General features: G+C 66.0%; 10 protein-coding genes and 1 pseudogene. 7 read left to right on the forward strand and 4 right to left on the reverse strand.

What is annotated here, in order from left to right:
- A pseudogene (locus DCO49_RS20690) lies at nt 1-160 on the reverse strand (ribonuclease); the annotation flags it as partial.
- Nucleotides 161-384: 224 nt separating this feature from the next.
- Here DCO49_RS20690 and DCO49_RS17965 point away from each other — a divergent pair.
- Nucleotides 385-996, forward strand: a complete 612-nt coding sequence (locus DCO49_RS17965; protein WP_079222465.1) for a superoxide dismutase — start codon at nt 385-387, stop codon at nt 994-996.
- Nucleotides 997-1,099: 103 nt separating this feature from the next.
- On the opposite strand, the gene DCO49_RS17970 is transcribed toward DCO49_RS17965, so the two are convergent.
- Entirely contained in the window at nt 1,100-1,951 is an 852-nt protein-coding gene (locus DCO49_RS17970; RefSeq protein ID WP_116865157.1) for an endonuclease/exonuclease/phosphatase family protein, read from the reverse strand.
- A gap of 161 nt (nt 1,952-2,112) precedes the next feature.
- On the opposite strand from DCO49_RS17970, the gene DCO49_RS17975 reads away from it, so the two are divergent.
- Nucleotides 2,113-3,678, forward strand: a complete 1,566-nt coding sequence (locus DCO49_RS17975) for an oligopeptide:H+ symporter (protein ID WP_116865158.1) — start codon at nt 2,113-2,115, stop codon at nt 3,676-3,678.
- A 12-nt stretch (nt 3,679-3,690) separates the two neighbouring features.
- On the forward strand, nt 3,691-4,314 hold the full coding sequence (locus tag DCO49_RS17980) for a rhomboid family intramembrane serine protease (RefSeq protein WP_116865159.1): 624 nt from the start codon (nt 3,691-3,693) through the stop codon (nt 4,312-4,314).
- 43 nt (nt 4,315-4,357) lie between these two features.
- Here the strand turns inward: DCO49_RS17980 and DCO49_RS20375 are convergent, their stop codons facing one another.
- A complete protein-coding gene (locus DCO49_RS20375; protein ID WP_165835752.1) occupies nt 4,358-4,522 on the reverse strand; it encodes a hypothetical protein in 165 nt (54 codons plus the stop codon).
- 211 nt (nt 4,523-4,733) lie between these two features.
- Here DCO49_RS20375 and DCO49_RS17985 point away from each other — a divergent pair, with 211 nt between their 5' ends.
- Genes DCO49_RS17985 through cfa form a run of 3 tightly spaced genes read left to right on the forward strand, consistent with a single transcriptional unit; the run spans nt 4,734 to nt 7,087 of the window.
- On the forward strand, nt 4,734-5,036 hold the full coding sequence (locus DCO49_RS17985; protein ID WP_079222461.1) for a GNAT family N-acetyltransferase: 303 nt from the start codon (nt 4,734-4,736) through the stop codon (nt 5,034-5,036).
- Nucleotides 5,037-5,072: 36 nt separating this feature from the next.
- A complete protein-coding gene (locus tag DCO49_RS17990) occupies nt 5,073-5,954 on the forward strand; it encodes a DUF3298 and DUF4163 domain-containing protein (RefSeq protein WP_116865163.1) in 882 nt (293 codons plus the stop codon).
- Nucleotides 5,955-5,971: 17 nt separating this feature from the next.
- Nucleotides 5,972-7,087, forward strand: coding sequence for a cyclopropane fatty acyl phospholipid synthase (gene cfa, locus DCO49_RS17995; RefSeq protein ID WP_116865160.1), 1,116 nt, complete (start codon nt 5,972-5,974; stop codon nt 7,085-7,087).
- A gap of 125 nt (nt 7,088-7,212) precedes the next feature.
- Here the strand turns inward: cfa and DCO49_RS18000 are convergent, their stop codons facing one another.
- Nucleotides 7,213-9,381: a M3 family metallopeptidase gene (locus DCO49_RS18000; protein WP_116865161.1), complete on the reverse strand. Its 2,169-nt coding sequence runs from the start codon at nt 9,379-9,381 to the stop codon at nt 7,213-7,215.
- A 140-nt stretch (nt 9,382-9,521) separates the two neighbouring features.
- Between DCO49_RS18000 and DCO49_RS18005 the strand changes: the two genes are divergently transcribed.
- Entirely contained in the window at nt 9,522-10,001 is a 480-nt protein-coding gene (locus DCO49_RS18005) for a glutathione peroxidase (protein ID WP_116865162.1), read from the forward strand.
- Nucleotides 10,002-10,112: the final 111 nt, after the last annotated feature.

The following is a 10,112-nucleotide window of genomic DNA, read 5'->3' on the forward strand; positions in this document are numbered from 1 at the left end:
CGGCGGCGCGCGCGGCCGGCGCGGCCGGCGCGCTGCGGTTGCTGGCGCCCTGCAGGTCCGGCGCGAACTGCGGTGCCGGCGGCCGCTGGAGGAAATGGTTGGCGACCAGCCCAAGCAGCAGCAGGGCGATGGCGGTGATCAACAGCCGGGGATTGCGCATGGGCCGTGGCGGGCGAGGGACGTGCGTGCACTGTAGCGCCTGCGCGCTGCATCGTGCATGAGGAGCGGTGGTCGCGTCACTGCTGCGTAACAATTGCCAGTGCAATCACCTGCAGGACGCAATTTCCTTTACATCCCCCTTGGTAATCTGGCGGTCTGTCCCCATCATTCAACGCGCACCGCCCGACGACGCCGTCGGGTGCCCTCGCTATCAGGAGATGCATCATGGCCTACACCCTGCCCAAGCTGTCCTACGCCTACGACGCTCTGGAACCGAACATCGATGCGGCAACGATGGAAATCCATCACACCAAGCATCACCAGACCTACATCAACAACGTCAACGCGGCGCTGGAAGGCACCGAGTACGCTGACCTGCCGGTCGAAGAGCTGGTGAAGAAGCTGAAGTCGCTGCCGGAGAACCTGCAGGGTCCGGTGCGCAACAACGGTGGTGGCCATGCCAACCACTCGCTGTTCTGGACCGTGATGGCCCCCAACGCCGGCGGCAACCCGGTCGGTGACGTGGCCAAGGCCATCGACAAGGACCTGGGCGGTTTCGACAAGTTCAAGGACGCATTCACCAAGGCTGCGCTGACCCGTTTCGGCAGCGGCTGGGCCTGGCTGAGCGTGACCCCGGACAAGAAGGTCGTGGTCGAGAGCACCGGCAACCAGGACAGCCCGCTGATGGAAGGCAACACGCCGATCCTCGGCCTGGACGTGTGGGAACACGCCTACTACCTGAAGTACCAGAACCGTCGCCCGGAATACATCGGCGCGTTCTTCAACGTCATCGACTGGAACGAAGTGGAGCGTCGTTACCAGGAAGCGATCGCCTGATTGCAGTGACTGGATGAAGCGATGAGGCCGGGGGAAACCCCGGCCTTTTCGTTTTCGTGCGACCGCATCCGCGGGGCCATGGCCGGCGAGCGCAGCGGTACGTCTATTCGGTGGTGGCCGGCACACCCTGCAGTCGCAGCGTGGCCATCACACCCAGGCGCAGGGCGGGCAGGTCGCCGTCGGCGGGCAGCAGGATCGCCTGTTGGCGGATGCCCCCGAAATACTTGACCTGGAACAGCACGTCCAGGCCATGGCCGCTGGCGCCGCCGCCGCTGGCGGCCGGGGCGTCCGGCCTGCCCCCGGGGTTGCGCCGCGCCGGCTGGAAGCCGGGCGTGCTGCGTACCAGCTCGGGGGTCGCTGCGGCGAAGTCACCGGCGATCAGACTGGGCATGCCATCGGAGGTGGCACCGATCCAGGTCATCAGGTCGCTGGTCTGGTGCTGGCGTGCGGTGGCTTCGTCCGGTTCGGGGCGCAGGCGGGCTACATAGACGTTGAGCAGGGCCTCGCCCATCCGCAGGCGCATCATGCCGGCGGCGCTGAAGGTGCCGGGCGGATGCAGCAGGGTCACCCCGTCCTCGCTCACCGGCAACCGGGTCAGCATCGCGTTGCCGTGCCGCAGCGGCTGGCTGGGCGGGTCGGCGGTGACGAAATCGCAGCTGTAGCGCAGCCGGCTGGCCAGCCAGCAGGCGGGATTGCGGCCCTGCTGCTGCAGTACCTGCTGCACGGAGATCACATCCGGCTGCAGTTCGGTCAGCAGCTGCAGCACCTGTTCGCGGCGCTGCTTCCACTGCGCGTCATCGCGGCTGGGCAGTTCCAGCGCGGCCACGGTCAGCTGCCGGCCCTCATCAGCGACGGCACCTGCCAGCGGCGTGGCCTGCGGTCGCGCCCACGCCGGCGCGGCCAGCAGCAGCACGAGGCAACCAAGCAGGAGGCGGGCAGGGGGGCGGTGGCGCATAACGATAAGTTTACGCTTTTGCCGTGCAGGTGCCGTGACTTCCGGCAGGGTCGCGACCGCCTGCCATGGATCGGCGGCCCTGTCATGCAGCCCTGCAGCGTGCTTAGCAGCCACTGCTTCCGTAAACTTGCGCCTTTCGCTTTGCAGGAATGCCTTACAGGATGAGCCACGACGCAGTCGCCCCCATCGCCGGCCAGGGAAAGATGCCGCGCCAGATACCCTACATCATCGGCAATGAGGCCTGCGAACGGTTCAGTTTCTACGGGATGCGCAACATCCTGGTGCAGTTCCTGATCACCTCGCTGCTGCTGCAGGAAATCACTGCAGAAGGCCGTGCCGGTGAAGCCAAGGACATCATGCACAGCTTCATGATCGGCGTGTACTTCTTCCCGCTGCTCGGCGGCTGGCTGGCCGACAGGTTCTTCGGCAAGTACCACACCATCCTCTGGTTCAGCCTGGTCTACTGCGCCGGCCATCTCTGCCTGGCGCTGTTCGAGAACAGCCGCGAAGGCTTCTTCCTCGGCCTGGGCCTGATCGCGCTGGGTGCCGGTGGCATCAAGCCGCTGGTGGCCTCGTTCATGGGTGACCAGTTCGACCAGAGCAACAAGCACCTGGCCAAGTTCGTCTTCGATGCCTTCTACTGGATCATCAACTTCGGCTCGCTGTTCGCCTCGCTGCTGATCCCGCTGGTGCTGAAGAACTGGGGCCCGCAGTGGGCGTTCGGCATCCCGGGCATCCTGATGTTCATCGCCACCTTCGTGTTCTGGCTGGGCCGCAGGCGCTACGTGCTGGTGCCGCTGCCGCCGAAGGATCCGCATTCGTTCGCCAACGTGGTGCGCACCGCGCTGACCACGCGCGTGGCCGGGCAGGGCCGTCCGGGCCTGGCCATGGCCGTCGCCGGCGTTGTTCTGGCGGTAGCCTCGCTGGGCCTGGTCGGCAGCCTGGGCATCGTCATCTGCCTGTGCATCGCGCTGGTGCTGGTCCTGGCCGGCATCGGCGGCGGCACCTGGATGCAGCTGGACCGCGCCCGTGGCCAGCACCCGGCCGAAGCCGTGGAAGGCGTGCGCTCGGTGCTGCGCGTGCTGGTCATCTTCGCCCTGACCACCCCGTTCTTCTCGCTGTTCGACCAGAAGGCCTCGACCTGGGTCCTGCAGGGCCAGCAGATGCAGATGCCGAGCTGGTTCACCGCCTCGCAGATGCAGGCACTGAACCCGCTGCTGGTGATGATCCTGATTCCGTTCAACAACCTGGTGCTGTACCCGGCCCTGCGCCGCTTCGGCTTCGAGCCGACCGCGCTGCGCCGGATGACCGCCGGCATCGCCTTCAGCGGCCTGGCCTGGATCGTTGTCGGTGGCATCCAGGTGGTGATGGACGGCGGCAACGCCATGTCCATCTTCTGGCAGATGCTGCCGTACGCGCTGCTGACCTTCGGTGAGGTGCTGGTCTCGGCCACCGGCCTGGAGTTCGCCTACAGTCAGGCACCGCAGGCCATGAAGGGCGTGGTGATGAGCTTCTGGAACCTGACCACCACCATCGGCAACCTGTGGGTGCTGCTGTCGAATGCAGCCGTGCGCAACCACACGGTGACCGAGAAGATCGCCGGGACCGGTCTCAGCGAGGCGGCGTTCCTGATGTTCTTCTTCGCCGGTTTCGCGTTCGTCGCGGCGTTGGCCTTCGGTTGGTATGCAAAACGCTATCGTATGGTCGACAACTACCGCACTGCCTGAGCCTGAGCCGACATGACCCCCGTCAATCTGCTGTTGATCGCCATCACCGCCCTCCTGTCGTGGATGGCGTTCAACAACCGCAAGCTGGCCGACCGCCTGATCCTGTGGCCGCCGGCGGTGGACCGTCACCGCCAGTACGACCGCCTGATCACCTACGGCTTCGTCCATGCCGACTGGTCGCACCTGATCTTCAACATGATCACGCTGTTCTTCTTCGGCGGGCAGATCGAGAAGGTGATGCTGTCGTTGACCGGCAGCTGGCTGACCTACCCGGCGTTCTATCTGGGGGCGCTGCTGGTCTCGATCCTGCCGAGCTACCTGAAGAACCAGAAGAACCCGAACTACCTGAGCCTGGGCGCGTCAGGCGCGGTGTCGGCGGTGCTGTTCGCCTTCATTCTGCTCAGCCCGTGGACGATCATCCTGGTGTTCTTCATTCCGGCGCCGGCGATCATCTATGCCGTGTTCTACATCGGCTACAGCATCTGGATGGACAAGCGCGGCGGCGACCGCATCAACCACAGCGCGCACCTGGCCGGTGCCGCGTTCGGCGTGATCTTCATGCTGGCCATGCAGCCGGCCATCTTCGGCCACTTCCTGGCGCAGCTGTCGAACCCGACCTTCGGGTTCGGCCGCTGAGGGGCGAGGGTCGGATCCCCTGGGATCCGACCCGCGTGGCGGCTCAGGCCGCCCGGATGTTCTGGCCGTAGGTATCGAGCAGGCGCGAGTAAACCTCCTCGCCGATCCGCTGGAAGTCCTGGTCGTCGGTCTGACCTTCCACTGCCAGCTGCAGCAGGCCCTCCAGCAGGGCGTGGTCGGTATCGGTATGTGAATCGCTGGGGTGCATGGCGGGCCTCCAAAGGCATGACGCAGGGGCAACAATCGCAAGGGGCGTGCCAATCGGGCCGTATCCCTCCAGAGGGGATAGCGGCCGCCATCGCTGCAGCTTGAGGGTCCGGATCTGACGCAGATCGTCCAGACCTGCCCCTGTTCAGGCTTCACACGGTCATGGCGCCCGGCTGCGCACCATGCGCGCAGTCGTCGCAGGAGACAGTCACATGGCTTCGGTCACGCCCCCCGGTCTGGCCTATGAGGTCGAGCACGACCAGGCCAACCACCGTTTCATCGCCCATGTGCGTGGACAGCGGGCACTGCTGGACTACCAGATCAAGCGGCGGCGCATGGTCATCACCCATACCGAGGTGCCCGAGCCCATCGCCGGCCGCGGCATCGCCGGTGAGCTGACCCGGGTCGCGCTGCGCTTTGCCCGCGAGCACAAGTACAAGGTGGTGCCGGCCTGCGCCTACGCCGAGGCGTTCCTGCAGCGGCACGAGGAGTTTCACGACCTGCTGGTAGGCTGAATGCAGCGGGCCACGCTTCAGCCATCGCAGGCGATGATGTACGAACATGAACAGGGGATCCCGATGAAGACTGGAAACAACCGGCTGCTGCGCGTGAGCGCGCTGGCCGGCGCAATGGGTGTGCTGCTGCTGGCCGGTTGCCAGCGTGGTGAAGAGGCGGCTCCGGCCCCTGATGCGTCACCGGCGGCAGAAGCTGCCGCGACCGAGCCGACGCCTGCCACCGAAGCGCCGCTGGACCTGCGCGACGTGGTGGAGAACAACGAGCGCGAAGTGGTCGGCATCAGCTACCCGGCAGGCATCGACCGCTACCCGGGCCTGGCGCGCGCGCTGCAGGACTACGCCACCACCGCCCGCGGCGACCTGCAGCAGGCGCTGGACGGGCTGGGCAACGACAAGCCGACCATGCCGTACGAACTGTCGCTGAGCTTCGAGAAGGTGCTGGAGACCCCGCAGCTGGTGGTGGTCAGTGCCGATGGCAGCCGTTACACCGGTGGCGCCCATGGCGAGCCGCTGGTGGCGCGTTTCGTGTGGCTGCCGCCGCAGCAGCAGATGCTCAGCGCCAGTACGCTGGTGGCCGATGACAAGGGCTGGAAGGCGATCAGTGATTTCGTCGCCGACCAGCTGCGCGAGCGCGTGGCCACCCGCCTCAGCAGCGAGGACATGCAGCCGGCTGATCTGCAGGAATCGCTGCGTAATGCTTCGCGGATGATCGCCGAGGGCACCGGCCCGCAGGCCGAGAACTTCAGCCAGTTCCAGCCGCTGACCGACGACAAGGGCCAGATCACCGCGCTGCGTTTCGTGTTCCCGCCCTACCAGGTGGGGCCGTATTCGGATGGCACGCAGACGGCCGATGTGCCGGCCGCGGTGCTGCTGCCGCACGTGGCCAAGGATTACGTGGCGCTGTTTGCACGCGGGTAACCGCAGACGGAGGATACGTGGACACAGGGTTGCAGGAGCGGGTTGCCGGCCTGCTCCAGGAAGCCGGGGTCCGCATCGGCGGCACCCAGCCGCAGGACATCCAGGTGCATGACCCGCGCTTCTTCGCGCGCGTCATCGCCCAAGGTTCGCTCGGGCTTGGCGAAAGCTACGTGGACGGCTGGTGGGATGCCAACGTCCTGGATGACTTCCTGGTCCACCTGATGATGGCGCACCTGGACGAACGCGTGCATGGCTGGCGCGAGTTGGCCGATGCGCTGAAGGCACGGCTGTTCAACCTGCAGGCCGGGCAGGGCAGCTATGAAGTCGGCCGCCGCCATTACGACCTGGGCAACGATCTGTACCAGGCCATGCTCGGCCAGCGCCTGGTCTACAGCTGCGGGTACTGGCGCAATGCCGCCGACCTGGATGCCGCGCAGGAGGCCAAGCTCGACCTGGTCTGCCGCAAGCTGGGCCTGCGCCCGGGCCAGCGCGTGCTGGACATCGGCTGTGGCTGGGGCGAGGCACTGAAGTACGCCGCCGAGCGTTATGGGGTCAGTGGTGTGGGCGTGACCATTTCGCAGGAGCAGGCCGCGTTCGCCCGCGAGCTGTGCGCGGGCCTGCCGATCGAGATCCGCCTGCAGGACTACCGCGATCTGGACGAGCCGTTCGATGCGGTGTTTTCCATCGGCATGTTCGAGCACGTGGGCGACAAGAACTACGACAGCTTCTTCGAGGTGGCGCGGCGCTGCCTGTCGCCGCGCGGGCTGCTGCTGTTGCACAGCATCGGCAGCAACGTATCCCGCCACCGCACCGATCCGTGGATCGCGCGTTACATCTTCCCCAATTCGATGCTGCCCTCGGCGGTGCAGATCACCCGGGCCTTCGAAGGCCGCTTCGTGCTGGAGGACTGGCACAACTTCGGCACCGACTACGACCTGACCCTGCAGGCGTGGCGGCGCAACGTGGAGGCGGCGTGGCCGCAGCTGGATGCGCGCTACGACGAGCATTTCCGCCGCATGTGGCGGTTCTATCTGGCCGGATCGATGGCCACGTTCCGCTGCCGGCATGCGCAGCTGTGGCAGCTGGTGCTGTCGCCGGAGGGTGTGCGCGGCGGGTATGTGGCACCGCGTTAGATGGCATGGTCAGGGTCGGAGCCCTTTCCGTTGGAAAGGGATCCGACCCCGGGGTCAGATCCCATCCCAACAAAAAACCGCCCGGCTTCCCGGGCGGTTTTCATTTCACGCTACCGTGCAGGCGATCAGTTGCCGGCGCCGGTCAGGCCGCGCTTTTCCAGCAGCGGTTCGATCTGCGGCTCGTGGCCGGCGAAATCGCGGAACAGCTGCATGGCATCCACGCTGCCGCCCTTGGACAGCAGGGTCGCACGGAAGTGGTCGCCGTTCTTGCGGCTCAGGCCACCGTTGTCCTTGAACCACTTCTGGGTGTTGGCGTCCAGCACTTCCGACCAGATGTAGGCGTAGTAGCCGGCCGAGTAGCCGCCCATGATGTGGCTGAAGTACGGGGTACGGTAGCGCGGCGGAACCGGCGCGTAGTAGATGCCGTCCTTCTCCAGCGCGGCGCGCTCGAAGGCCATCACGTCCTTCGCCGCCGGCACCTTGTCGGCCGCCAGCTGGTGCCAGTTCTGGTCCAGCATCGCTGCACCCAGGTATTCGGTGGTGGCGAAGCCCTGGTTGAACTTGGCCGCAGCCAGCACCTTGTCCAGCAGCGCCTGCGGCATCGCCGAACCGTTCTGGTAGTGCTTGGCGTAGTTCTTCAGGATGGCCGGGTTGTCGGCCCACATTTCGTTGACCTGCGAGGGGAACTCGACGAAGTCGCGCGGCACGGCGGTGCCCGAGAAGTACGGGTACTTCACGTTGGAGAACATGCCGTGCAGGGCGTGGCCAAATTCGTGGAACGTGGTGCTCACCTCATCCCAGGTCAGCAGGGTCGGCTGGCCGGCCGGCGGCTTGGGGATGTTGAGGTGGTTGGCGACCACCGGCTTGAAGCCGGTCAGCTTGGACTGCGAGACGTAGGAGTTCATCCAGGCGCCACCGCGCTTGGACGCACGTGCGTACGGATCGAAGATGAAGATCGCCAGCTGGCTGCCGTCGGCATCGAACACGTCATAGACGGTGACGTCGTCGTGGTACACCGGCAGGTCGGTGCGCTGCTTGAAGGTCAGGCCGAATTCCTGGTTTGCGGCGAAGAACACACCGTTCTCCAGCACGTTCTTCATTTCGAAGTACGGCTTGAGCTGGGATTCGTCGAAGTTGTACTTGGCCTGGCGCACCTTCTCGCTGTAGAACGCCCAGTCCCACGGCTCGAGCGCGAAGGTCTTCTTGCCGGCGGCCTTCTGTTCCTTGTCGATCATCGCCTGCAGGTCGGCGGCTTCGCGCTTGGCGTTGGCCACGGCGGCCGGGGCCAGCTTGCCCAGCATCGCGTTGACGGCTTCGGGGTTCTTCGCGGTCTGGTTGGTCAGGTTGTAGGCGGCGAAGTTCGGGAAGCCCATCAGCTTCGCCTTGTCGGCGCGCAGCTGCATGATGCGCGAGACCAGGGCGGTGTTGTCGAACTCACCACCGCGGCTGCCACGGGTGATCGAGGCTTCGTAGATCTTCTGGCGCAGCTCGCGGTTGGCCAGGTTGGTCAGCGGTGGCTGGCCGGTGGTGTTGAGCAGGGTGATCACGTACTTGCCGTCCAGGCCGCGGGCCTTGGCGGCTTCGGCGGCTGCGGCGATCTGTTCCTGCGACAGGCCGTCGAGCTGCTTGACGTCGTCGACGGTGATCGCCGAGGCGTTCACTTCCGACTGCACGTTCTGGCTGAACTTGGTGCCCAGGTTGGCCAGCTCGGCGTTCATGGTCTTCAGCGTGGCCTTGTCGGCCTCGGACAGCTTGGCGCCGGAGCGCACGTAGTTGTCGTAGTACTTCTCGACCAGGCGCACGCCTTCGGCGTCCAGGCCCAGCTGGCTGCGGGTGTCATACAGCGCCTGGATGCGGGCGAACAGCTTGCCGTTCAGCGCGATCGCATCGCTGTGCGCGGCGAACTTCGCCGAGTAGTCGGCCTGCAGCTTCTTGCGCGCATCATTGGTATCGGCGCCGACCAGGCTGAAGAACACGGTGGTCGCGCGGTCCAGCACGTCACCGCTCTTTTCCAGGGCGATGATGGTGTTGTCGAAGGTCGGCTTGGCCTTGGTGTTGGCAATCGCCTCCACTTCCTTCAGCTGCTGCGCCATGCCGGCGTCGAAGGCCGGGGCGAAGTCGCTGTCCTTGATCTTGTCGAACTGCGGGAAGTGCAGCGGCAGCGGGCTGTCGGCGAAGAACGGGTTGGCCTGCTGCGCATTGGCGGCAGCAGCCGGGGGGGCGGCGCTGGCCGAATAGGCGGGCAGGGCAAGGCCGAGGGTCATGGCCACGGCAAGGGCAAGGCGGGTGGTCAAGGCGGTACTCCGGTAAGACAGACAAGTGCCCGAGGTTAACCCGCCCGGCCCGGGCGCCACTTGTGTCAAAAGGCATGCCCGACGGCGCAAACCGGCGCGGCCTGCGATTACCATGGGGCTCCCCCTCCGGACGGTACGCCATGCCCAACGCCTTCGACTTCGGTTTCGTGGACCTGGATGGCCAGCCGCAGGCATTGGCGCAGTACCAGGGCCGGCCGCTGCTGCTGGTCAACGTTGCCAGCCGCTGCGGCTTCACCCCGCAGTACACCGGCCTGGAACAGCTGTGGCAGGACTACCGCGACCGCGGTCTGGTGGTGGTCGGCTTCCCCTGCAACCAGTTCGGCGGGCAGGAGCCTGGCGACGCGGCGCAGATCCGCCAGTTCTGTTCGCTCGACTACCCGCTCAGCTTCCCGCTCTCGCAGAAGATCGAGGTCAACGGCGAGGGCGCCGACCCGCTGTGGCACTGGCTGTCGCACGAGAAGCGCGGCCTGCTGGGCATCGCCCGCATCAAATGGAACTTCAGCAAGTTCCTGCTCGACCGGCAGGGCCAGGTGGTGGCGCGCTATGCGTCGACCACCGCACCGGAACAGCTGCGCAGCGCGATCGAAGCGCTGCTGTAGAGCCGAGCCCATGCTCGGCTCTTATCTCTTCCGACTCTGGCACCTTAGGTGCCGAGAGCCCGGCGCGGACGACCGTTCGGCTCTAGGTCTTTTCGATCGCTCTGTAGCAAG

The sequence above is a fragment of the Stenotrophomonas sp. SPM genome, from assembly GCF_003105135.1.
Classification (GTDB): Bacteria; Pseudomonadota; Gammaproteobacteria; order Xanthomonadales; family Xanthomonadaceae; genus Stenotrophomonas.

What these genes read in the sequence shown, in the direction of transcription:
- DCO49_RS17980 (WP_116865159.1), top strand. Translation starts at nt 3,691, where the DNA reads ATGACCCCCGTCAATCTGCTGTTGATCGCCATCACCGCCCTCCTGTCG.
- DCO49_RS17985 (WP_079222461.1), top strand. Translation starts at nt 4,734, where the DNA reads ATGGCTTCGGTCACGCCCCCCGGTCTGGCCTATGAGGTCGAGCACGAC.
- DCO49_RS17975 (WP_116865158.1), top strand. Translation starts at nt 2,113, where the DNA reads ATGAGCCACGACGCAGTCGCCCCCATCGCCGGCCAGGGAAAGATGCCG.
- DCO49_RS17965 (WP_079222465.1), top strand. Translation starts at nt 385, where the DNA reads ATGGCCTACACCCTGCCCAAGCTGTCCTACGCCTACGACGCTCTGGAA.
- DCO49_RS18005 (WP_116865162.1), top strand. Translation starts at nt 9,522, where the DNA reads ATGCCCAACGCCTTCGACTTCGGTTTCGTGGACCTGGATGGCCAGCCG.
- DCO49_RS17990 (WP_116865163.1), top strand. Translation starts at nt 5,073, where the DNA reads ATGTACGAACATGAACAGGGGATCCCGATGAAGACTGGAAACAACCGG.
- DCO49_RS17970 (WP_116865157.1), bottom strand. Translation starts at nt 1,951, where the DNA reads ATGCGCCACCGCCCCCCTGCCCGCCTCCTGCTTGGTTGCCTCGTGCTG.
- DCO49_RS20375 (WP_165835752.1), bottom strand. Translation starts at nt 4,522, where the DNA reads ATGCACCCCAGCGATTCACATACCGATACCGACCACGCCCTGCTGGAG.